The following is a 22,603-nucleotide window of genomic DNA, read 5'->3' as shown; positions in this document are numbered from 1 at the left end:
CTAAAACCGATTATTCAACTATGTTTCAAAAGAAATGGATAAAAATAACGAGTATCGTATTGGGTTCTGTCCTTGCGATACTTTTTATTTTAAGTATAATTATTACTTCACTAATCAATCAAAAACTTCCTGCAATTATTGCAGAGAAAAATGATACTCCTTATCATTTTACGTACGATGATCTGAGTTTCTCGCTTTTAAATGGTTCGCTCGCTTTGCGTGATGTTGAAGTTTCTCCAAAAGACTCGACCATGATAAAAGATTCCATTGATGTCACAGGAAAAGTCAAAGAGATAGACATTGTAGGTGTGAATTTTATCAAGTTATTAACCAAAAAGGAATTAGCCGCTTTAAAAATTAAAATCATTGAGCCGACGGTCAATCTTTTTGAATCGGATGGTCCTAAAACGAAAGATACAACCCAAGTAAAAGTGGGGCAAAGTATTGATGTTAACTCTTTAGTAATCAAAGGAGGTCAATTTAATATGTTGACCAGTGATGGAAAACATAAGGTAGCAAAAATACAGAATATCAACATCGATTTTGATGGCATTCGATTTAATGAGCGAACAGTAGAAAAAAAGATTCCTTTTCGTTTCGATAAATTCGAAATCAAGGTGGATAGTATGTTCTTTAAATTAAATGATCACCAATACATGGTATCCAGTCAAGTGAAATTTAATGATAAAGAATTATTATTAAAAGATTATCGCCTCAAGCCGATTCGTACCCAAGGAAAAACGTATCTCCCCAACACTTATGATTCTGATATCTTTGATATTGAAGCGCCTCAATTGCTTTTGAATAATACCGATTGGGGATTCGATCAGAATGATAAATTGTATTTTAAAGCAGATGGATTAAAATTTACAGCACCTAACATTAATATCATTACAGCTGCAAAAGTAAATAAAGCTCCCAAGCAAAAAATAAAAGTGAATACGAAGGATGCACAATTGATTGATATTAAAAAAATTGAAATTGACAACGGTAAAATCAAGATGTGGCATCCGGATGCTTCTCGTGCTAAATTCTATATTCAGAATGTTCAGACAGTGATTGAAGGAATTAAATTAAACGAATTAACACGAACATCTGAAATTCCAATTGATTATAAAACATTTAAAATCAAATTGGATTCCATGTACTATGAATTAAATGAGATGCAATATGTACGTGCATCCCATTTGAATTTTACAACAAAGGATTTTGTTTTGAAGGATTTTAAGATGAAACCTTTAATCAGTAATCAACAATTTGTGAACAACCTTACCTCATCCAATACTTTATTGGATATAGAAGCTCCCATACTTCGTTTATCTAATAATGAATGGGGATTTAATAATCAACAATTTTATTTTAAAACCAGTGCCATTAAGTTAGATGAGGTTAATGTTAAATTATTGAATCAGAAAAATGAACGTCAAGTTGCTCAAAAAGCTGAAGCTGCAGCTCAAAAATTTTTAATCAATTTTGATTTGCAAATTGATACCATCCGCATTAAAAAGTCACGTTTTTTGGCAGCAAACAAATTTGATTTCAATCATGTGGATGTAAGCCTTTTGGGACTAAAAAATAAATATGGTGAGCAGCTCAACGTCAATCACTTAATAATTAATAATCCAAAATTTACATTATTTGGTCAACCCAAGCGTGTGGCACAAAGAGGAAGTATTAAACAGGAAAAATCATTTCATGATATTATCAAAGTGAAAAATACGTCCATCAAAAATGGTGTGCTGCAAATGGTACCATTTGGAAGTCAAAAACCTAATTTTACTTTAAAGTCCTTTAATTTAGGATTTGCCAATCTAAAAGTGGATCCTAAAACCATTAAAAATTCTATTCCTTTTGTTTATGATGGTGTAGTACTAAAATCTCAAGGAATTGATTTTGATATGAATAAATATTATCAATTAAATACGTCTACATTAGAATTTAAGAATGGAAATTTAATCGTCAATAAACTTCTTTTGAAGCCTAAACTATCGCGTTCAGCTTATGTTTCTCAATTGAAGAAAGAAGAAGATATTTATACGGTAAATGTGCAACAAATAAAAGGGAATGGGATTCAATGGGGAATTGATCAATCCAAAGATTTTTATTTAAATGCATCAAACATGATTTTGGATCAAATGCATGCAAATATCTATAGAAGCAAAGTACCTGCAGATGACATTTCACGTAAATCCATGTTTTCCGAAAAATTAAGAAAAATGCAATTTGGTTTAGGAGTAAAGCAGTTGAATATTGTACGTTCTAAATTAGAATATGAGGAAGAAGGTCCCAATAGCAATGGAGCAGGAAAACTGACTTTCCCAAATATTAATGCGGTGGCAAAAAACGTGAATTCAGGATATAAAAAGTCTTCGTTACCTGATGTAGTGTTAGATTGGAAATCTCATTTCATGGGAGGAGATATGTATGCCAATTGGTCTTTTAATCCCATGAATCGAAACGAGAATTTTAGAATTAAAGGTTATATTAAAAATATGCCTGCAAAAAATATGGATCCTTTTTTAAAGCCTTATCTAAAAGTTTCAGCGGAGGGGCGTTTTAATGAAATTAATTTCAATTTTGCAGGAAATAATAATAATGCAGGAGGAGATTTTACGATTCGTTACAATGATTTAAAGGTAAATATTTTAAAAGATAATGGTGAAAAAAGAAAAGTCTTATCTGCATTAGGAAATGTGTTGGTGAGTAAAAATACAAAAGGAAATTCCAAACAGGCAAAAGTGGAAAATATTGAGCGAGACCAACAAAAATCGTTTTTTAATTTCTTTTTAGCTTGTATCTTAGATGGACTAAAAGAAACAATACTCATTATCTAAAATGAATACAAAAAGAACCGCCTTGATTACTGGAGCATCATCAGGGATTGGAATGGCTACAGCCAAAAAATTAGCCCCAGATTATCGTTTAATTTTATGTGGTAGAAGACAGGAACGTTTGGATGATTTGCAAAAAGAATTAAGTCCAATAACGGAAGTGATAACCTTGGTTTTTGATGTACGCGATAAAGCGAACGTTTTTGCCGCTATCGAAAGCTTACCTGAAGCTTGGCAAACGATTGATGTTTTAATTAATAATGCAGGAAACGCTCATGGTTTAGCAACTTTTGATGCTGCGGATTTAGATGATTTAGAAGCCATGATTGATATTAATGTGAAGGGGTTAATACATGTTTCTAAAGCCGTAATTCCTTTTATTAAACAATCTAAGAATGGACATATAGTCAATCTATCTTCAATTGCAGGGAAAGAAGTATACACCAATGGAGCAACTTATTGTGCATCAAAAGCGGCTGTTGAGTCATTGAGCAAAGGAATGCGCTATGATTTATTACCATATGGTGTAAAAGTTACAAATGTCGCTCCTGGGGCCGTGGAAACGGAATTTTCTTTGGTACGTTTTAAAGGCGATGAAGAAAAATCAGCGAACGTCTACAAAGGGTTTGAACCTCTAGTTGCTGAAGATATTGCAGATACCATTGCATATGCATTAAATGCACCTCAACATGTACAAATTGCAGATGTCACTATTTTTCCACGTGCACAAGCAGGGGGGACTGCATTTTTCAAGAAATTAGATTAATTTTTAATATTAGAATAGTGTTTAAAGCCTCTTTTGAAGAGGCTTTTTTTTTGTAGAATTTTTTTTTTCATTTTGATGTAACAATTGATCAAGTTAAGAGTCTTTATAGTATAAGGTTGCAACCGAATAAAAATGAACAACTTTAAAAACACACACGATATGAAAAAGATAATATTCTTCTTTGCATTTGTATTTGCAACAACATTACAAGCACAAATGAACAAGTTTGATCAATTATTCAAACAATTAGAAAATAAAAAAGGCATTACTACACTTCACATCAACAAATCGATGCTTCAAAGTCTGAAATCCAACGAATCTAAAATGTCTTCAAAAGACTTGAAGGATTTTAATGATTTTACAAAAAATATAGAACATGTGAAATTGATTGTCGTAGATAAAAACACGAATAAAAAAATTCACGATGATTTAAAGAATACTCTGAAAGCGGTCAAGTTAGAAGAATTAATGACCATCAATAAAGATGGAAATAAAGTCAAGTTTTATACAGAGAATGCGAAAGCAAGTCAGTATAAAAATCTTTTAATGGATGTTTCAACTCCAACAGAAACAGTGTATATGGTTATTAAAGGTAACCTTAAGAAAGAGGATATACAGAAATCGATTCTTTTAAAAACAAAATAATTTCGACATGAAATATTTTATCTATTTATGGACCTGTATTGCTATAGCACTAACTTTTGTAGGATGTGTATCTCTTCACAAATCCAATATGGATTTTGTGGCGAGTCAGCAATTGCGCAATGAATCTTCTTTTGTCGCGGTTAATTTACCAACGGGATTGGCAAAACCGTTCATTATTCGTACACTCAAAAAGGAGGGTGAGTCCAAAGAAGTTATTGCGTTCGTAAAAAATATAAAAAAAGCTAGAATTCTTACTGTTGCGAATGCATCTGAAAATTTACGAAATGATTTTAATGATTATTTAGAGGCAAATAATATGGAAGAATTTTTAAGTGTTAATCATGAAGGAGACCAGATAAAAATTCATGCTAGAAAAGAGGATAAAGGGTTAAATCGATTGATGATTCGTGTAGAAGATCAACAAGGAGAAAATGTTTTTATCGATGTGAAGGGAAAATTTTCAGAAGAATTAATAACTGGTTTGATCGCAGAATAATTCTTGATCCAAATTCAATCATTAACATACCTGATATGGACCAAGAAAGTTTCAAAAATACAGTTTTTATCCTCAAGGATAAATTGTTTCGATTGGCGAGGCGGATTCTAGTGAGTGAAGATGAAGCCTTTGATGTGGTTCAAGATATTTTAGTGAAGCTCTGGGAAAAACGTATAGAACTGAGTGACATACAAAATATTGAGGCTTATGCCATGCGAATGGTGAATAACGAATGCATTACGCGAATACGAAGACATGATAGAAGAGAAAGTTATAAACAATCGCAGGAAACACAATTAACGACAGAACATCGGGTAGAGGATTTAAAACCTATTATTCTAAAATTCATTAATCAGTTGCCCGAAAAGCAACGAATGGTGATTCATCTAAAAGATGTAGAAGATTATGATTTGAAAGAAATCGCTGAAGTATTAGAGATAGAAGAAGGAGCTGTCCGCGTTAATCTCACCCGAGCAAGAAAAAAAATAAAAGAACAACTTGAAATATTCTTTAAAAATGAAAGAAAAGAAATCAAACGTACCACATCCATCAATGCATCAAAATGAATTTGATGAAACCTTGGATGAACTTAACCAATTTTCTTATGATGAGGTTTTGAAAGAGGAAAGGGAAATTACGATGAATCTTTCGTTTGAAGATTTTCTTCTAGGTGCAGAACAAAAAAAACAAGTCTCCATCAATGAATACGCGCTAAAACCAAAGAGGATAAAGTGGAAAATTTGGAGCGGAATTGCAGCGTGTGGATTAATTGTATTAGGTTCAATTGCGGCTTTACATTCTGAAGAAAAATTACAAAACAAACCTATGGTAGAAGTGGTTGAACATCAGTTAAAAATTCATGAGCAAGAGCAAATCGATCAAGAGATGAATTCTAATCCTGCATCAGAAATAGAAAATCATATGGTAGCCGCTCCTAAAAAGACAAAGAATATTGAATCGTTGGATTATAAAAATAAAGAACGTACTATTCTTCCGTCGAATGAACAAGAATTAGTTGTTGTGAATGGAGAAGTGATAACGGATGAAGAACAAGCAGAAGAAATCGCAATAGAAACTTTAAAACTTTTAGCTAAAAATTTAAATAAAGGAAATGATGCCGTACATCAATTAAAGCATCTTTCCATTGAATTATAAAAAAAATAAACATGAAAAAATATATTTACCTAATGGTATTAATCATCTCTACGATGAGTAATGCCCAACAAAACAAATTTCATCAATTTTATAATGATTTTGAAAATCAAGAGGGAATTACGACCATCAAAATCAACAAGGCAATGTTTAGCTTTTTAGGAAATATGGATTTAGATGAAGATATAAAAAAAATGACCCCCTTGTTTAAAAAAATGAATTCAATCCAAATGATTATATATGATGGACAAAAAAATACGAAAATCAAAGAAAAATTAATTTCAGATTTTAAAAATTTAAAATTGGAAGAGTTAATGACGATTAATAATGAAGGGAATCGGGTAAGATTTTATGCAGATCAAGCTTCATCAGATATCTTTAATAACTTAATGTTAAATATTAGTACCAGCGATGAATTACTTTATATCATTCTGGATGGTGAAATAAAAGCAGAAGATTTAAATAATATGATTTCTTCTAAAGAATAAAAAAAGCTCGGCATAAACCGAGCTTTCACTTTTTACACAAAGATTACTTTTTGATAAATTTATGGTTAGTTGTTTGATGACCATCCTTTATCGTGATAATGTAGTTTCCTTTTGGAAGATTTTGTACATTAATTTTTCCAGAAGTTGTTTCTTCTGATTTTATTTTTTGACCAATCATATTGGTAATGTCAATCGTAGCCTTACCATTTAATCCTTCGATCGATAAAACATCCGAAACCGGATTAGGGTATATTTTTAATGAATTTGTCACATTCGTTTGATCAGAAGTATTTAAATAGTCAGTTAATTCAACATAAAATCCATATTGACCATTATCTGTACCACGAGCAATACCAACAATTTTAGTCCCATCCGGAGAAATGCTTAACGGTAGAGCTAAAACATACCCTTGTGTATCAATTCCTATATTCATTCAATTCTTGTCTTCCAGTTTCAGCAGTCCAAATAAATCCTTCTCCAAAATGAGGTCCACCTGGCCAACCTCTAAAATATCCAATGACTGTTGATCCATCTTCAGTGATCCCTGTCGCTCCACCTCTAAAGAAGTTTCCTGATTGTGGATGTGTAATCGTTGTAAATGAATTCGCAGTCCATACATATGGATAAAATCCTTAAGCACCAACAACGACTGAACCATCTCCTGAAACCGCACCAGCTTCACCTAAACCATTTCCATCATTATCGGTTAAAATCGTTTGATTTCCATTGATCCAAATCGCTCCTTGACGAAAACCAGTAGTATCATCTTGCCATCCAACAACTACAGTTCCATCATTGTTAACGGCATTTGCACGCGAATATCTTCCTTCAACTGTACTTCCTATATCTGTAATTTCACCAGCAGCATTCCAACGAACTGCATGAGCACGTCCATCGGCTAAATTTCCTAAACCAACCAAATGGTTCCCATCTTTGCTAATTCCCCACGGAGAAGTGGCACTATTGTCCATTGCTCCTCCTAAATCTTGTAAAAATGTCCACGTTCCTGTTGATATGGTATAAATAGCTGCTGTATTATTATTTGTTTCAGGATTGGTCATATAAGCGTACACCTTATCATTATCTTCTGATACTAAGGTTTGACCAGCTAATGTATTCACAGCTAATGTACCGATATGTTGTAATAATTGGTGTGCTGCTCTTATTTTTATGTGCTTTACCATTACAAGCAGAAAATAGAGAAGATTTTATATTGATTTTGGATAAAAGTATACAGAAGATGTATGAAAATCCAGAAGACTGTATTGCCTATACCCAAGGTTTTTTAATCAATGAACAGCGATCAGAATATCGAATTATACTTCAAAACATTATTGCACAAGCGTATGCTCTAAAAGGAAATTATGTCCAATCCATACGAATGTCATTGGATAATGAAAAATTAGAGGCAGATAGCGGTCATCCCACTCGTTTTTCTCAATTGTTTTTAGATTATGCCTTGTCGGAGCAATATCAAAACTTAGGTTTATATCATCAATCCGAAAAATTAATCAATCGCATCATTCAACAGCATGAGCAACATTCTCGTGATTTTATAGAACAGGTGACTATTGCAAAAGTGTATCAATTGCATGGAATCAATCTGGGGGTGCTAAAAAAATATAAGGCTTCCAATGAAATCTTTGAATATGTAAATCAAAATTTATTGAAATACACCCACGAAAACGAAATTTTAAAATTTGAGAATAAAGTATTTATCAGTGGAAATTATATTCAATTAAAAGATTATCAAAAAGCCAAAACAATTTTGCTACAATTGATTCAGGATTTGGATCAATTTCCTCACGCGATATTCTTACATGCCCTTGCTAAAGAGCGTTTATCTCGAGTGTATTTTATCGAAGGAAATCATCAAGAAAGTATATCGTTATTGAAAGAGGCTTCCCAAGCGATTCTATCATCGGAATACTTGTATTTAAAATCTAAAATCCATCAAGGATTATCTAAAAATTATTTGGCAAAAGGAGATTTTCAAAATTATCGTTTGCATCAAAAACAATTTGAAACGTTAGATCAAAATTTAATAAATAACTCCAAGGAAGGAATCCGTTATTTATTAAAGCTTACAGAAACGAATGAACAGAAAAACAAATACTTTATTCAACAAAAATATGTGAAGTATCAATGGATAGTATTTTCGATTCTATTACTTTTTATCCTTTTGTTGCTATTGATTTTTATTCATCTAAGAAACCGAAAAAAAGATTTTCAGAAGCAATTGGAATTTTTTTCAAAGCAGGAGGAATATTTTCGTTTAAAGACATCAGAATTGGATCCTGATCTTTTGCCAATTGAAGATAAAAGGGAAAAAAGTAAAGTAATCATTTCCAAAGAAACAGAAAAAGATCTATTACTAAAATTAAAGACTTTTGAAAAATCAGATCGTTATTTAAACAAAGACATGTCGTTGGCTCTTTTAGCAGGACAACTGGAAACCAATACCAAATATTTGTCGGAAGTTATAAATACCTATAAAGGAAAAAAAATTAGTGCTTATATCAATGAATTAAGAGTAAATCACATTGCCTATTTGTTGAAAACAGAACCTTCTTATTTGAATTATAAGGTGAGTTATTTAGCCGAAGTGGCAGGATTCACCTCTCACAGTACTTTTACTACGGTGTTCAAATCGTTGACCGGAATTTCGCCTAATGCTTATATCCAACAATTAACGAAATCCATGAAAAAATGAAGCAATTATTAATATTAATAGGAATTATTTTATATAGCTTATGTTTTAGTCAAGCGATAAAAAAGGATTCAGTGTATCAAAATGCCGTTTCGAAGATTTATAAAGATCCTTCTGAAAGTATTTCGGTATTCACAAAATTGTTGAAAAAATACAATGGGGTAGAAGATCAAGCAGAATTGTATTGGCAGATTTCTACGGCATACATTGCCAAAAGAGATTTTGATTCTTCGCTCAAGTTTATGAACAAAGGACAACAGCTTTTAACCGATATCGAGAATCCTCGAATAAAGATGCAAATTTTAGTTTCTATTGCGGTACTATATCAACAAATGGATTTATTTACTAAGAGTTTTGATATGTTGAATGAAGCTGAAAAATTAAGTAATGATATACCTGATAACTCAGAATCTAAAATTCATTTGTTAGGGAATGTTTATGCCATTCGAGGGATGATTTACAGAAGTCAATCCAGTCCAGAAATGGCATTGGAAAAATTTATACAAGCCAAAGAAAATTATCAGAAAATAAAAAATAAGATTTCAGCCAAAGCAAATCTTAGTGTTATTTTATACAATATGGGATATACCTATTTCGAGAAAAATGATGTGAGAGAAGCCAAGCAAGCATTCGAAGAATCGATAGCCTATGCTCGTTTGGCGAAAGCGAATAGTTTAGAAGCATTTGCTTTGAAAGGTTTAGCGGAAACATATTTTCGAGAAGAGAATTTTAGTGAAGCCCTTGTAGTTTTGAAAAAGGCTGAAATTCTTGCTGAACCTGTAGGGGATTTGGTTTTAAATGAAGGGATTTTTAAAGGATTTTCAAATAATTATTTGGCTTTGGATCAGTTCGAAGAATATCAATTGTACAATAAAAAATATGTGCAGACTCGATTTGAACGTCAGCAGAATGAGTTGGAATCCATTAATAGTGAAATTGATAATCAAATCGATTATTATAAGCAAGAAATCGAAGCAGAAGAAAAGTCGAGCAAATTAGCTTTGATTCTAATGATCACCATTGGATGTGCCTGTATGATGGGTTTGGGCTTTATGATTTTTCGAACAAAGAAAGAAAATAACCGCATCCTAAGTCAAATTCAAAAAATGGCTCAGACCTAAAAAAAAAAGATGAGCTTAAAAAAGCTCATCTTATAAAAGAATTAATAAAATGAACAAACTAAATACCTTGAGCAATCATAGCATCGGCTACTTTAACAAAGCCAGCGATGTTAGAGCCTTTATAGTAGTTTATGTTTGGGTTATTTTCATCACGACCATATTGCTTGCATTGGTCATGTATTTTCATCATGATATCTCTTAAGCACTGATCCACTTGTTCTCTTGTCCAATTTTGGCGCATGGAATTTTGAGACATTTCTAATCCTGAAGTTGCTACTCCACCAGCATTAGAAGCTTTTCCAGGAGCGTATAAAATGTTATTTTGTATGAAATAATGAACAGCATCAGGTGTAGTCGGCATATTGGCCCCTTCAGCAACCAATAGACACCCATTTTGATGAAGTGTTATCGCATCTTCTAGTGTTAATTCATTTTGCGTAGCACAAGGTAAAGCAATATCACATCCAATTTTCCAAGGGGTTTCATGAGGAAAAAATTCAGCATTCGGATAATAGTTTAAATAATCTGAAATTCGACCATAGGCCTCATTTTTAATCTTGAAAATGACTTTTAGTTTTTCATCATCAATTCCGTCATAATCATAAATAAATCCAGAAGAATCAGACATCGTAATCACTTTACCACCCATGGCAATTGTTTTTTCCGCGGCATATTGTGCGACGTTTCCAGAGCCTGAGATAGCAACCAATTTATCATATAATGTTTCTCCTCTTTCTTTCAACATACACTCCACAAAATATAGTAATCCATATCCTGTAGCTTCGGGACGTATTAAGGAACCTCCAAAAGTTAAACTTTTACCGGTTAAAACACCCGTAAATTCATTTTGTAATTTTTTATATTGACCAAAAAGATATCCGATCTCTCTTCCGCCTACTCCAATATCACCAGCAGGGACATCAGTGTCTGCACCTATATGTTTACTCAATTCGGTCATAAACGCTTGACAAAAACGCATAATCTCCATATCCGATTTTCCTTTAGGATCAAAATCAGAACCACCTTTGCCACCACCCATAGGTAATGTCGTTAAAGAGTTTTTGAACACTTGTTCAAAAGCTAAAAATTTTAAGATGGATAAATTAACAGTCGGATGAAAACGCAATCCTCCTTTATAAGGACCAATTGCAGAATTCATTTGGACACGATATCCTTTGTTAATCTGAATTTCCCCTTGATCATCAACCCAAGTCACACGAAATTGAATTATTCGTTCTGGCTCCGTTATACGTTCTAATATCTTATGTTTTTTATATTTAGGGTTCTCTTCAATAAATGGAAGAATGTTTTCTGCAACTTCGGTAACGGCTTGTATAAATTCGGTTTCGTGAGGATTTTTTGCAGCAATGTGTTGAATAAATTGTTCAGTAAATGCGATTGTGTTCATGTTTTGTTAATGTGTAGGCTAAATTTAATAAAACACTAAGTTTTATTGAATATGATCCGTTTTAAAACCAATAGAATGCGATAAAATTTATTGATTTTAAGTTTTTTGATGCAATTGATTGTCAACTTTAAAATTTTGAGGTAAAAAAAATGCGAGTTGTTATCAACTCGCATTCAATATGATGATTTCTTTTTATATTATTTCTTAAAAAATCCTCCTAATAATCCCATAACATCAGATGCACCTAATTTTCCATCTCCGTCTTGGTCTAATAATTTTTCAAATCCTCCTAAGTTTATTCCACCAGATGCTGGATTTGAACCTCCAACTAAACCACCTAATAAACCAGCAATTCTGTTTGAATCTAAATTATTTTGTTGTTTTTGTTTTCCTAAAAATCCCATAACAATAGGTGCAACAATGGCTAAAATTTTTAGTACTTGACCTGTGTTTAATCCCGATTCTTTTCCAATTTGATTCGCGACATTCTCTTGTTTATTTCCTAATACATGTCCTAAAATTCCTAAACCTTCTTGTTGAGCATTGCCTTGATTTAAAAATCCAGCTAAATTATCTAATATGCTTCCATCATGCTTGTTTAAGGCATTTGCAATTCCTGCAGCATCACCATTTTGCGCATTCTTATTTAGCGCGGCTAGAAGTACGGGGATTGCTGCACCCACTGCAGTCTGTGCTTGCGACTGATTAATTCCTAATTGTTGTGTCGTAGATCCTATAATTTGTTGACCAATTGGCCCTTGTAATAGTGATGTTAAATCCATAGATTTTGATATATGTTGTCTTAAAAATAAGAAATAATTTTTAAATTAAAGCCAATTGATTGATAAAGTAGTTACTTAATCTTAATTTTGTCTCATATAATGATTGAATGAAGCAAATTAATATTGTATTAGTTTTTTTAATAATGGTTTTTGTAGCCATTCCGTTTTTTTTACCAAATCAAATTGATGAAAAAGCATCGTATGAAATTGAAGCTCCTATTGGACTAGTATATGATGAATTTTCAGATTTAAGAGAGTTCTCCAAGTGGGAACAATTTACTGCTGCAGATTCGCTGACTCAAAAGAAATTTTTTGGAGGAGATGAGGAAGAAGAAGCTGTGGAATGGAAAAGTCATTCCTCTTCGGTAGGAAATGGAAAAATTACCATGAAAGATTCTGATATTAATAAATCAATTAATTATAACATCAAATATGAAGGTTGGGGGGAAGAAGATCAAATGAGTTTTATGTTTGATCAAACACCTTCAGGAACAACCAAAGTGGATGTTCATTATCTAAGCCAGGAAGTACCTTATTTTTACCGCTATTTTACTTTTTTCAATTCACCGATGAAAAAAGTGGAAGAATCCATTCAATTATTTAATGACCAAATCAAAGTGCGTTTAGATAAAGAACGCAAAGAAGGTAATTTAATTTATGGGGAATATCGAATTGTAAAACTTCCAAAACAAATATTAATCGCTGTTAAAAAGTTTTCAAAAATTGATAACGATGACGATTATATGAAAAAAGCAGATGAAGCATTCGAAGTTATCTACAAAGCATTGGTCAACGAAGAAGGGACATTTGATTTTGATTTAGGATTTCCTAAAATTTATCGTACAGAGATTGATCGAGAAAAAGACCGCCAAACCATTTTCGCAGGTATTGGAATCATCGAAGATTTATCCTTAAAAGGATCTATGCAACGAGTGATTGTACCAGAAGGTGAATATCTTTTATCCTTACACCAGGGACCACGTTCTCAAAAGAAAAAGACAATTGAGTTAATGAAAAAATACGCATCAAGTAAAAAAATTAACTTAACTGAACGTGAAATAGAAGTGTTGTTGAATGATCCGAAAGAAACTGATACGCTTCAATTAAAGTCAAGAATTTATATTCCAATTAAGAAAGATTAATATAATTTAAAGAATTAAGAGCCACAGAAATGTGGCTTTTTTATTGTAATTTTGCGACTTATCAAAAAATTGCAATGGATAAAGAATTTATTGAAGTTTACGGCGCACGAGAGCACAATCTAAAAAATATAGATGTCAAAATCCCTCGAAACGAATTAGTCGTTATCACAGGATTAAGTGGTAGTGGTAAATCTTCATTAGCGTTTGATACGATTTATGCAGAAGGACAACGTCGTTACATCGAAACTTTTTCAGCTTATGCTCGTCAATTTTTAGGTGGTTTAGAACGACCAGATGTCGATAAAATAGATGGACTTTCTCCTGTAATTGCAATCGAACAAAAAACGACTTCAAAGAATCCTCGTTCAACCGTAGGAACAATTACTGAGATCTACGATTATTTACGTTTATTATTTGCACGGGTATCCACAGCTTATTCGTTGGATACAAACGAACCAATGATTTCTTATACAGATGATCAAATCATTGAATTAATCCGTAAAAATTTTACCGATAAAAAAATTGCAATTTTAGCACCTTTGGTCCGATCACGTAAAGGACATTACCGCGATTTATTTGTTCAATATTCGCGAAAAGGGTTTTTAGAAATGCGTATCAATGGAGAAGTCAAAGAAATCGCTCCAGGAATGATGTTGGATCGCTATAAAACCCACGACATCGAATTGGTAGTGGATAAAATTAAATTAAGCGATAAAATTACAGACGAACGTTTACAATCTTCTCTGACGCAAGCCATGAATCAAGGCAATGGAATCATTATGATTTTGGATTATGAAACAGAGCAAGCGAAGTTTTACAGTAAAAATTTAATGTGTCCATCGACAGGGATGTCGTATGCTTTACCAGAGCCAAATACATTTTCGTTTAATTCACCGAAGGGGGCATGTCCAACATGTGCTGGTCTAGGAGAATTGAAAGAAGTGAATATGGAGAAGTTAATTACTGATCCGAAGAAATCATTAATTGAAAACCTAAAAGAATCTTTTGACTTAATCAAAAATACGTCTCGCATAACAAAACAATTGGAAGGTATTTTTGCAAAATACGCGATTGATGAAAAAACAAAATACAAAGATTTACCAGATGCATTATTGCATGATGTATTTCATGGGTTAGTCGAAAATTTTGTTGTGGATTTAAAATTCGCATCGGTTAAAAAAACGTACAAAATTGATTTCGAAGGCTTAATTACTTATTTTCAAGAAATTATTGATGATAAAACGAATCCCAATTCGAATTCCATTTCAAAATTATTAGCACGAAAAATTGAATGTCCTACATGTAAAGGTTATCGTTTAAATAACGAATCACTACATTTTCGAATTGATGACAAACACATCGGAGAAGTTGCTAATTTAGATTTAAGTACGTTATATGAATGGATTTCAAACGTGCCTATGCATTTATCTTCAACGCAACAACAAATTGGATTTGAAATTTTAAAAGAAATTGCAACCCGATTATCGTTCTTATTGGATGTAGGATTAGATTATTTATCATTAAACCGTTCATCTAAAACATTGTCTGGTGGTGAAGCACAGCGTATTCGTTTGGCGACTCAAATTGGATCTCAATTGGTCAATGTGTTGTACATCATGGATGAGCCAAGTATTGGGTTACATCAAAGGGATAATGTAAAATTAATCGAGTCATTAAAAAAATTAAGGGATATAGGAAACTCTGTTCTGGTGGTAGAGCACGATAAAGATATGATTCTAGAAGCCGATCATGTAATTGATGTTGGACCAAAAGCCGGTAAAAATGGAGGTCAAATTGTATGGGAAGGACATCCAAAAGAAATGTTGAAGTCCAATACCCTTACCTCTCAATACTTGAATCGCGATCGAATGATTGAAGTGCCTCAAGAGCGACGCAAAGGGAATGGTAATGTTTTGAAATTATCCGGAGCAACAGGAAATAATTTAAAAAATGTTTCAATTGAGATTCCTTTAGGAGCTTTAACCGTCGTTTCAGGGGTATCTGGTTCAGGGAAATCAACTTTGATTAACGAAACGTTGTACCGAATTTTAAACAAACATTTCTTTAGAGCAGAAAAAGAACCGATGCCGTATAAGAAAATTGAAGGATTAGAGCATTTGGATAAAGTTATCGAAGTGGATCAATCACCAATTGGACGTACGCCTCGTTCCAATCCAGCGACATATACAGGGATCTTTTCGGATATTCGTTCTTTATTTACGAATTTACCAGAAGCCAAAATTCGTGGGTATAAACCTGGACGTTTTTCTTTCAATGTCAAAGGAGGACGATGCGAAACATGTCAAGGAGCCGGTTTACGTGTAATCGAAATGAATTTCTTACCGGATATTCACGTGAATTGTGAGACATGTAACGGAAAACGTTTTAACCGTGAAACCTTAGAAATTCGATACAAAGGAAAATCCATCGCCGATGTGTTAGACATGACAGTCAATGAAGCGGTTGAATTTTTTGAGCCCATCCCTAAAATTTTTCGTGTCGTAAAAATGTTACAAGATGTAGGACTAGGTTACATCACATTAGGGCAACAATCCACAACGTTAAGTGGAGGGGAAGCCCAACGGGTAAAATTAGCCACTGAATTATCGAAAAAACAAACGGGGAAAACCATTTATATCTTAGATGAACCCACAACAGGATTACATTTCGAAGACATCAACATCTTGATGAAGGTGATTGATAAAATTGTTGAATTTGGAAACACTGTGATAATCATTGAACATAATTTAGACGTAATCAAATTAGCCGATCATGTCATCGATATCGGCCCAGAAGGTGGACGAAACGGTGGAAAAGTGGTGGCACAAGGTACACCAGAAGAAATTGCAAAAAATAAAAAATCAGTCACAGGTAAATTCTTAAAAGACGAATTGTAAATAGGAAAAAGGAGTTAAGCTCCTTTTTTTGTTGATCGAATATGAAAATTTTTCATCAACGTTAATAAATCTCAAACTTTTTATCCATCAATCAAATATTTTAGAGAAAATTTATTTCACAGTTTCTTAAATAAATAAAACACCTAACTTTTTATTATTCAAAAAAATAGCATCAAATAATCGCTGATATGTTAAAAAACGGCATTGTTTTAGCTATAATTTTAAATATTATTTAACGTTATAAAGGTTTGTAATTACCGAAACTGCATTACATTTGCAATGTAGAAATAACACTTTAAGTAATTCTAGTGTTATAAAAATGAGAAGTTCTTATAAATAATATTTATCGGTTTATCAATTTTAGATTTGAAAAATCTATTGATTTACTTGTTTTTGGTTCTATATTTGTACTTGTAATAACAAAACAACTTACCATGAATTTTTTAAATAAAGATCAAGTGAATAAGATCGCCGATATATTAAAACAGTTATTAGCTGACGAAACAATTTTATATTTAAAAACGCGTAATGCCCATTGGAATGTTGAAGGTCCAGATTTTCAACAAGCACATGTGTATTTTGAAACGCAATATAATGAATTGCAGTTAGTAATTGATGAGGTAGCTGAAAAAATCCGTACAAAGGATATTTATGCACCTGCAACAATGAGTGAGTATTTGCAGTTAACTCACTTAAAAGAGAACAAAATCGACAAGCACGATAGTTTAACATTCATGCAAGAATTATTGAATGATTATGAAATTATTATTGCTTTCTTAAATCAATCAATTGTTGAAATTGAAGATTTAAAAGATGTTTCTACTTCAGACTACTTAGTTGGTTTGTTAGAACAACATCAAAAAACTGCTTGGATGCTTAGATCGCATCTTAAATAAAGTGAACATTATTTTACTTCATAAGTTTTTAGTGTTAATTCATATTAGTGTTAATTAGGTTGAGCCTTGGATTCGTCCAAGGCTTCAGCTTTTTATAGAAGTATGTAAAAATAATAAATCCCATTCAAATGTTGAATGGGATTTTTTTATTTAATGCGATGGAGTTCAATTTTATTCTTAGAATGTAAGTATAAAGGTACCTGTTCAATAATTACATCATTTTTCTCTAATCCAAAACTCTTGACAATATTGTATTCAATCTTTTTAATTAAAGCATAGCATTTTAATGTAAATAATTCTTGTAACGTTAAAGAGCTTTCAATCGAAGGAAATTTTTGTAATAATATAAATTTCATATCAGGGTCAATGTTGTACTTTTTCAGGTTAGGTTGGAGGTACTTGAGTTCCAATTCTCCCGATAAATACAATTCATGAATAATTTTTTTGATGTATAATTCTGTTTTAGGTTGGATGCGAAACCCGATATGAAAGATAATTTTATAGATTTTTTTGGGTTCAATTTCAATTAATTCATAATTCAATGTATAAGGCTGATTGGTGCGAACAATATTGACAAACCAATACATATCTGCACGTTTAGGTCTGCGGGATAAAATGGAATTGATAATGTTCTTTTCAATCTTATTTTTTTTGTTCGATTTCGTAAAATAGAACAACAAAGTCGAATATTTGTTGACCGTTTTATCTTCGCTTAATTCCGATAAAATGCTTTTATACTCTTTTAAACTGACAAATTCCAAGTTTCTTTCATTTAATATTTTTCCATAATAAGTAGAATACATAATGATAATGAATATTAAACTGATGCTTAATGCAACATAACCTCCTTCTTGAAATTTTAACACATTTGCGGTAAAGAATGAAAATTCAATGATAGCAAAAATGAAAATAATAAGGGATGTAATAAGTCGAGGTAATTTTTTATACAGGATAAGATAATAAGCCAACAAATAGGTAGTCATTAGCATTGTTACCGTAATGGCTAAACCATAGGCTGCTTCCATATGTTCGGAACTTTGGAAATATAAAACGACAAATACACATCCAGCCCATAGCATAAAGTTAATGGTAGGAATATAAATTTGACTTTTTTCTTCATTAGGCTGAACGACCATCGTTCGGGGCCAAAGTCCAATATTAATTGCTTCGTTAATCAATGTAAATGATCCGGTAATCAATGCTTGAGAGGCAATAATAGCGGCACAAGTCGCAATGATGATTCCAGGAAGTAATAAAAATTCGGGCAACATCCCAAAAAATGGATTTTGATTATTTAAAAAATTAAAGTTACCGTGCATTAACCATGCGGCCTGTCCTAAGTAATTAATTACTAATGCTAACTTAACATAAATCCAGCTGATTCGAATGTTATTTTTTCCGCAATGCCCTAAGTCGGAATATAAGGCTTCAGCCCCTGTGGTACATAAAAATACGGCTCCAAGTAGCCAAAATCCTTGTGGATAATTAACTAATAAATCGTACGCATAATAGGGATTAAGGCTTTTAAGAATTTCCGGATATTTCGAAATCATATATATTCCTACTGAGAGTAAGAAGCTAAACCAAATAAACATCATGGGGCCAAAAATTTTGCCCACTTTTGAAGTTCCTGAACGTTGAACTAGAAACAATAAGGTTAATATCGAAATGACAATGGGTAAAATTGGAATATCTTCCATCCCTTTTATAAATCGTAATCCTTCCACAGCAGAAGTTACTGAAACTGGAGGTGTAATAATTCCATCGGCCAATAGCATAGCTGCTCCAATAATAGTAGGGATAATTAATTTCTTTCCTTTTTTATTGATTAAAGAATATAAAGAAATAATTCCACCTTCACCATTATTGTCTGCTTGCAAGGTGAGCCAAATGTATTTGATCGTGGTTTGAAAGAACAGTGTCCAGAAGATACATGAAACTCCACCATATACGATTTGTTCGGAAATTTCTCTTTTTCCAATGATGGCTTTCATTACATATAAAGGACTGGTTCCGATATCACCGAATATAATTCCAAAGGTGATAAACAATGACGCAGCGGTGATTTTTTCTTTTGTGCTATGATGACGCATAACGATAAATTTATGGTGCTAATGTAGCTTTAACTTTGATGCCGTATTATACCTTTTATTTATAATTCATGCCCTTTAATTTTGAAGTAAATTGATAATAATGGTGTATAAATACGTTATAAGATAAGAATGTTCTTGAATGAATAAAAACTGTTGTTGTTTATTAATAAAAGTATTTATTTTTGTAGGATTAGTTGTTTGAAAATGATATTTCTAACTGATAAATATTTATCGAGAGAAAAAAATATTAATTTTTTAAATTTACTATGCTTGCATAATAAAAATTCATTTATATTTGTTGTATATACACTAAGGTAGATGTTGAAAGAGACTTTAACAATAGATTATTTATTACGATCAACTTGGTTAGCGGTGCAGAAAATGTATAATGAACAAGCCAGTGAGTACGACTCAACAATGGTATATGCATTTACATTACTTTCGATCGATCCGAAAACAGGAACACCAAGTACTTCTTTGGGTCCAAAAATGGGGATTGAGCCAACGAGTTTATCACGAACATTAAATAATTTGGAAGAACGAAAATTTATCGTTCGTAAACCAAATCCAGAAGATGGTAGAAGTGTTTTGATTACATTAACAGATGAAGGACTTCATATGAGAAATGTATCGAAACAATTCGTACTTCAGTTTAATAATGCGATTAATGAAAATATAGAACCCGAAAAAATGAAAATATTTTTTGAGGTAATGACAAAAATTAATCACTTAATATCAGACCGAAAAATATTCAAAAAATAATTATGAGAAGACACATTAAACATGTTACTGTATTAGGGTCAGGAGTAATGGGTTCAGGTATTGCATGTCATTTTGCAAATATTGGAGTCGAAGTCCTGATGTTAGATATGGTGCCTCGCGAGCTTACGCCACAAGAGCAAGCGAAAGGGTTGACTTTAGAAGATAAAGTTGTTCGTAACAGAACTGCTCAATCTCATCTAGATGCAGCACTTAAAAGCAATCCTTCCCCAATTTACGACAAAGCATTCGCTTCGCGTATAACTGTAGGTAACTTCGAGGATGATTTAGAGAAAATCAAAAATTCGGATTGGGTGATCGAAGTAATCATCGAAAGATTGGACATCAAACAAGCGATGTTCGAAAAAGTAGATGCTTTACGTAAACCAGGAACATTAGTGACATCAAATACATCGGGAATTCCAATTCACATGATGTCGGAAGGAAGATCAGAAGATTTCCAGAAACATTTCTGCGGAACACACTTCTTCAATCCTCCTCGTTACTTAAAATTATTTGAAGTCATTCCAGGTCCGAAAACAGATCAATCGGTTATCGATTTCTTCATGAATTATGCTGGTTTATTCTTAGGGAAAACAGCGGTTTTATGTAAAGATACTCCTGGGTTTATCGGAAATAGAGTAGGGGTTTATTCGATGGCAAAAGTAATGGAACTAACACAAGAGTTAGGGTTGACTATCGAAGAAGCAGATACATTAACAGGATCTATTTTAGGTCGTCCTAAAACGGGAACATTCAAATTAGGAGATTTAGTTGGTTTGGATACGGCGTATAATGTAACAAAAGGGTTACAACAAAATACGACAGGAGACCAAATGATTCAAGATTTAAAAGATTCTAAATTCTTAGAATTCTTAATCGAGAATAAATTCTTAGGAGATAAAACAAAAAAAGGTTTCTATTACAAAGAAGTTGATAAAGAAGGAAACACGAATCGTTTCGCTTTAGACTTAGATACGTTAGAATACCGTCCGATGGAACGTGCAAAAGTTGGTGCAGTTGAAGCAGCAAAACAAGCAGGTTCTACAAAAAATAAATTAGCAGCTTTATTAAAAGCGGATGGAAAACACGGCGATTTAATTCGTAAACATTTTGCATCATTATTTGCGTATGTTTCTCAACGTGTGCCAGAAATTACAGATGTATTCTATCCAATCGACGACGCGATTCGTACAGGTTATGCGTGGAAATATGGTCCTTTCGAAACATGGGATTATGTTGGTTTAGCAAAAGGGATCGAATTAGTAGAATCAGAAGGTTACCAAGTAGCTGAATGGGTAAAAGAATTAGCGGCAACTGGAGCGGATTCTTTCTACAAAGTAGAAGGTGGTAAAAAATTATTCTACAACCAAAACTCAAAACAATTCGAACCAATTCCAGGTCAAGATGCATTTATCATTTTAGATAACATCCGTAAGACCAACGAAATTTGGTCGAACAAAGAAGCTTCTGTTCAGGATTTAGGAGATGGTATCATCAACTTAGAGTTCCGTTCTAAAATGAATTCTTTAGGTGGAGGAGTTTTACAAGGAATCAACAAAGCCATCGAATTAGCTGAAAAAGAACACAGAGGTTTAGTGATCGGAAATCAAGCCGATAATTTCTCAGTAGGAGCAAATTTAGCGATGATCATGATGATGGCTGCCGAGCAAGATTGGTGGGATTTAAATATGGCCATCAAAATGTTCCAAGATACCATGATGCGTGTGCGTTATTCGGATATTCCAGTAATTGTTGCGCCTCACGGAATGACTTTAGGTGGTGGATGTGAAATGACGATGCATGCGGATAAAGTAGTTGCAGCTGCTGAAACATACATCGGATTAGTGGAAGTTGGTGTTGGTCTGATCCCTGGTGGAGGTGGTTCGAAAGAATTTGCTTTACGTGCAGCTAAAAATGTATTAGCCGATGACGTGAAAACAAATCACTTAAGAGATGCGTTCATGAACATCGCAATGGCAAAAGTGGCTACTTCTGCTTATGAAGCGAAAAACATGGGAATTATTCGTGAGCAAGACATTATCGTAGTGGATAAAGATCGTCAAATCGCAGAAGCGAAGAAACATGCAATCATTATGGCTGAAGCGGGATACACACGCCCAATCAAGCAAAAAGTGAAAGTATTAGGACGCGAAGCACAAGGGATGTTCTACGTTGGAACTGACCAATTAGTAGCAGGACGTTACGCTTCAGATCACGATCGTTTAATCGCGAATAAATTAGGATATGTAATGACAGGTGGAAACTTATCAGAAGCAACAGAAGTATCAGAACAATACTTACTAGACTTAGAAAGAGAAGTGTTCTTATCATTATGTGGTGAACGAAAAACGTTAGAGCGTATCCAACACATGTTAAAAACAGGTAAACCATTACGTAACTAAGAGTGTTGTAGT

19 protein-coding genes are annotated in these 22,603 nt (G+C 32.9%); 14 read left to right on the top strand and 5 right to left on the bottom strand.

The genetic code is table 11. The features are described from left to right. Window positions 1-20 precede the first annotated feature (20 nt). From AC1QSP_RS07105 to AC1QSP_RS07075, 7 genes are all read left to right on the top strand, one after another. The gene (locus AC1QSP_RS07105; protein WP_484078133.1) at window positions 21-2,834 is read left to right on the top strand and encodes a hypothetical protein; all 2,814 of its coding nucleotides are present in this window, start codon (window positions 21-23) and stop codon (window positions 2,832-2,834) included. A 1-nt stretch (window position 2,835) separates the two neighbouring features. Next, window positions 2,836-3,597, top strand: coding sequence for an SDR family NAD(P)-dependent oxidoreductase (locus AC1QSP_RS07100; RefSeq protein ID WP_484078132.1), 762 nt, complete (start codon window positions 2,836-2,838; stop codon window positions 3,595-3,597). Between the two features lie 159 nt (window positions 3,598-3,756). Further along, entirely contained in the window at window positions 3,757-4,242 is a 486-nt protein-coding gene (locus AC1QSP_RS07095) for a DUF4252 domain-containing protein (protein WP_484078131.1), read from the top strand. A gap of 7 nt (window positions 4,243-4,249) precedes the next feature. Further along, entirely contained in the window at window positions 4,250-4,738 is a 489-nt protein-coding gene (locus AC1QSP_RS07090) for a DUF4252 domain-containing protein (RefSeq protein ID WP_484078130.1), read from the top strand. 35 nt (window positions 4,739-4,773) lie between these two features. Beyond that, entirely contained in the window at window positions 4,774-5,304 is a 531-nt protein-coding gene (locus tag AC1QSP_RS07085) for an RNA polymerase sigma factor (RefSeq protein ID WP_484078129.1), read from the top strand. Beyond that, window positions 5,255-5,893: a hypothetical protein gene (locus AC1QSP_RS07080; RefSeq protein WP_484078128.1), complete on the top strand. Its 639-nt coding sequence runs from the start codon at window positions 5,255-5,257 to the stop codon at window positions 5,891-5,893. Before AC1QSP_RS07085 ends, AC1QSP_RS07080 begins: the two co-directional genes overlap by 50 nt. Window positions 5,894-5,904: 11 nt before the next feature. After that, complete coding sequence (locus AC1QSP_RS07075; protein ID WP_484078127.1) at window positions 5,905-6,378, top strand: DUF4252 domain-containing protein; 474 nt, start codon at window positions 5,905-5,907, stop codon at window positions 6,376-6,378. Window positions 6,379-6,421: 43 nt separating this feature from the next. On the opposite strand, the gene AC1QSP_RS07070 is transcribed toward AC1QSP_RS07075, so the two are convergent. Continuing rightward, complete coding sequence (locus tag AC1QSP_RS07070; protein WP_484078126.1) at window positions 6,422-6,811, bottom strand: T9SS type A sorting domain-containing protein; 390 nt, start codon at window positions 6,809-6,811, stop codon at window positions 6,422-6,424. 199 nt (window positions 6,812-7,010) lie between these two features. Then, window positions 7,011-7,562 carry a hypothetical protein gene (locus AC1QSP_RS07065; protein WP_484078125.1) on the bottom strand — a complete coding sequence of 184 codons (552 nt, stop codon included), beginning with the start codon at window positions 7,560-7,562 and terminating at the stop codon, window positions 7,011-7,013. A gap of 56 nt (window positions 7,563-7,618) precedes the next feature. Between AC1QSP_RS07065 and AC1QSP_RS07060 the strand changes: the two genes are divergently transcribed. Together AC1QSP_RS07060 and AC1QSP_RS07055 are read left to right on the top strand one after the other, a co-directional pair. Then, window positions 7,619-9,091, top strand: a complete 1,473-nt coding sequence (locus AC1QSP_RS07060; RefSeq protein ID WP_484078124.1) for a helix-turn-helix domain-containing protein — start codon at window positions 7,619-7,621, stop codon at window positions 9,089-9,091. Beyond that, the gene (locus AC1QSP_RS07055; protein ID WP_484078123.1) at window positions 9,088-10,209 is read left to right on the top strand and encodes a tetratricopeptide repeat protein; all 1,122 of its coding nucleotides are present in this window, start codon (window positions 9,088-9,090) and stop codon (window positions 10,207-10,209) included. Before AC1QSP_RS07060 ends, AC1QSP_RS07055 begins: the two co-directional genes overlap by 4 nt. Before the next feature lie 58 nt (window positions 10,210-10,267). On the opposite strand, the gene gdhA is transcribed toward AC1QSP_RS07055, so the two are convergent. Beyond that, entirely contained in the window at window positions 10,268-11,617 is a 1,350-nt protein-coding gene (gdhA, locus tag AC1QSP_RS07050; RefSeq protein ID WP_484078122.1) for an NADP-specific glutamate dehydrogenase, read from the bottom strand. A 197-nt stretch (window positions 11,618-11,814) separates the two neighbouring features. Further along, window positions 11,815-12,399: a DUF937 domain-containing protein gene (locus AC1QSP_RS07045; RefSeq protein WP_484078121.1), complete on the bottom strand. Its 585-nt coding sequence runs from the start codon at window positions 12,397-12,399 to the stop codon at window positions 11,815-11,817. A 107-nt stretch (window positions 12,400-12,506) separates the two neighbouring features. Between AC1QSP_RS07045 and AC1QSP_RS07040 the strand changes: the two genes are divergently transcribed. The 3 genes from AC1QSP_RS07040 (at window position 12,507) to AC1QSP_RS07030 (ending at window position 17,334) form a co-directional block, all read left to right on the top strand. Continuing rightward, window positions 12,507-13,541, top strand: a complete 1,035-nt coding sequence (locus AC1QSP_RS07040; protein WP_484078120.1) for a GyrI-like domain-containing protein — start codon at window positions 12,507-12,509, stop codon at window positions 13,539-13,541. Window positions 13,542-13,615: 74 nt separating this feature from the next. Then, window positions 13,616-16,438 (top strand): excinuclease ABC subunit UvrA, encoded by a 2,823-nt coding sequence (uvrA, locus tag AC1QSP_RS07035; protein ID WP_484078119.1) that lies wholly within the window; start codon window positions 13,616-13,618, stop codon window positions 16,436-16,438. A gap of 434 nt (window positions 16,439-16,872) precedes the next feature. Further along, window positions 16,873-17,334: a Dps family protein gene (locus AC1QSP_RS07030; protein ID WP_484078118.1), complete on the top strand. Its 462-nt coding sequence runs from the start codon at window positions 16,873-16,875 to the stop codon at window positions 17,332-17,334. 146 nt (window positions 17,335-17,480) lie between these two features. Here the strand turns inward: AC1QSP_RS07030 and AC1QSP_RS07025 are convergent, their stop codons facing one another. After that, on the bottom strand, window positions 17,481-19,427 hold the full coding sequence (locus AC1QSP_RS07025; protein WP_484078117.1) for a KUP/HAK/KT family potassium transporter: 1,947 nt from the start codon (window positions 19,425-19,427) through the stop codon (window positions 17,481-17,483). 318 nt (window positions 19,428-19,745) lie between these two features. Between AC1QSP_RS07025 and AC1QSP_RS07020 the strand changes: the two genes are divergently transcribed. Both AC1QSP_RS07020 and AC1QSP_RS07015 read left to right on the top strand, forming a co-directional pair. Beyond that, complete coding sequence (locus AC1QSP_RS07020) at window positions 19,746-20,189, top strand: MarR family winged helix-turn-helix transcriptional regulator (RefSeq protein ID WP_484078116.1); 444 nt, start codon at window positions 19,746-19,748, stop codon at window positions 20,187-20,189. Window positions 20,190-20,191: 2 nt separating this feature from the next. Beyond that, the gene (locus AC1QSP_RS07015) at window positions 20,192-22,591 is read left to right on the top strand and encodes a 3-hydroxyacyl-CoA dehydrogenase/enoyl-CoA hydratase family protein (protein WP_484078115.1); all 2,400 of its coding nucleotides are present in this window, start codon (window positions 20,192-20,194) and stop codon (window positions 22,589-22,591) included. Window positions 22,592-22,603 lie beyond the last annotated feature (12 nt).

This window comes from Faecalibacter sp. (genome assembly GCF_057177045.1).
This window is presented reverse-complemented; position numbering and strand designations above follow the sequence as displayed.

Bases quoted from the DNA above. Each gene is read 5' to 3' on its own strand.
- AC1QSP_RS07085 (WP_484078129.1), top strand. From the start codon at position 4,774: ATGGACCAAGAAAGTTTCAAAAATACAGTTTTTATCCTCAAGGATAAA.
- AC1QSP_RS07040 (WP_484078120.1), top strand. From the start codon at position 12,507: ATGAAGCAAATTAATATTGTATTAGTTTTTTTAATAATGGTTTTTGTA.
- AC1QSP_RS07045 (WP_484078121.1), bottom strand. From the start codon at position 12,399: ATGGATTTAACATCACTATTACAAGGGCCAATTGGTCAACAAATTATA.
- AC1QSP_RS07015 (WP_484078115.1), top strand. From the start codon at position 20,192: ATGAGAAGACACATTAAACATGTTACTGTATTAGGGTCAGGAGTAATG.
- AC1QSP_RS07080 (WP_484078128.1), top strand. From the start codon at position 5,255: ATGAAAGAAAAGAAATCAAACGTACCACATCCATCAATGCATCAAAAT.
- gdhA (WP_484078122.1), bottom strand. From the start codon at position 11,617: ATGAACACAATCGCATTTACTGAACAATTTATTCAACACATTGCTGCA.
- AC1QSP_RS07095 (WP_484078131.1), top strand. From the start codon at position 3,757: ATGAAAAAGATAATATTCTTCTTTGCATTTGTATTTGCAACAACATTA.
- AC1QSP_RS07105 (WP_484078133.1), top strand. From the start codon at position 21: ATGTTTCAAAAGAAATGGATAAAAATAACGAGTATCGTATTGGGTTCT.
- AC1QSP_RS07020 (WP_484078116.1), top strand. From the start codon at position 19,746: ATGTTGAAAGAGACTTTAACAATAGATTATTTATTACGATCAACTTGG.
- AC1QSP_RS07065 (WP_484078125.1), bottom strand. From the start codon at position 7,562: ATGGTAAAGCACATAAAAATAAGAGCAGCACACCAATTATTACAACAT.
- AC1QSP_RS07075 (WP_484078127.1), top strand. From the start codon at position 5,905: ATGAAAAAATATATTTACCTAATGGTATTAATCATCTCTACGATGAGT.
- AC1QSP_RS07030 (WP_484078118.1), top strand. From the start codon at position 16,873: ATGAATTTTTTAAATAAAGATCAAGTGAATAAGATCGCCGATATATTA.
- AC1QSP_RS07055 (WP_484078123.1), top strand. From the start codon at position 9,088: ATGAAGCAATTATTAATATTAATAGGAATTATTTTATATAGCTTATGT.
- AC1QSP_RS07100 (WP_484078132.1), top strand. From the start codon at position 2,836: ATGAATACAAAAAGAACCGCCTTGATTACTGGAGCATCATCAGGGATT.
- uvrA (WP_484078119.1), top strand. From the start codon at position 13,616: ATGGATAAAGAATTTATTGAAGTTTACGGCGCACGAGAGCACAATCTA.
- AC1QSP_RS07025 (WP_484078117.1), bottom strand. From the start codon at position 19,427: ATGCGTCATCATAGCACAAAAGAAAAAATCACCGCTGCGTCATTGTTT.
- AC1QSP_RS07060 (WP_484078124.1), top strand. From the start codon at position 7,619: ATGTATGAAAATCCAGAAGACTGTATTGCCTATACCCAAGGTTTTTTA.
- AC1QSP_RS07090 (WP_484078130.1), top strand. From the start codon at position 4,250: ATGAAATATTTTATCTATTTATGGACCTGTATTGCTATAGCACTAACT.
- AC1QSP_RS07070 (WP_484078126.1), bottom strand. From the start codon at position 6,811: ATGAATATAGGAATTGATACACAAGGGTATGTTTTAGCTCTACCGTTA.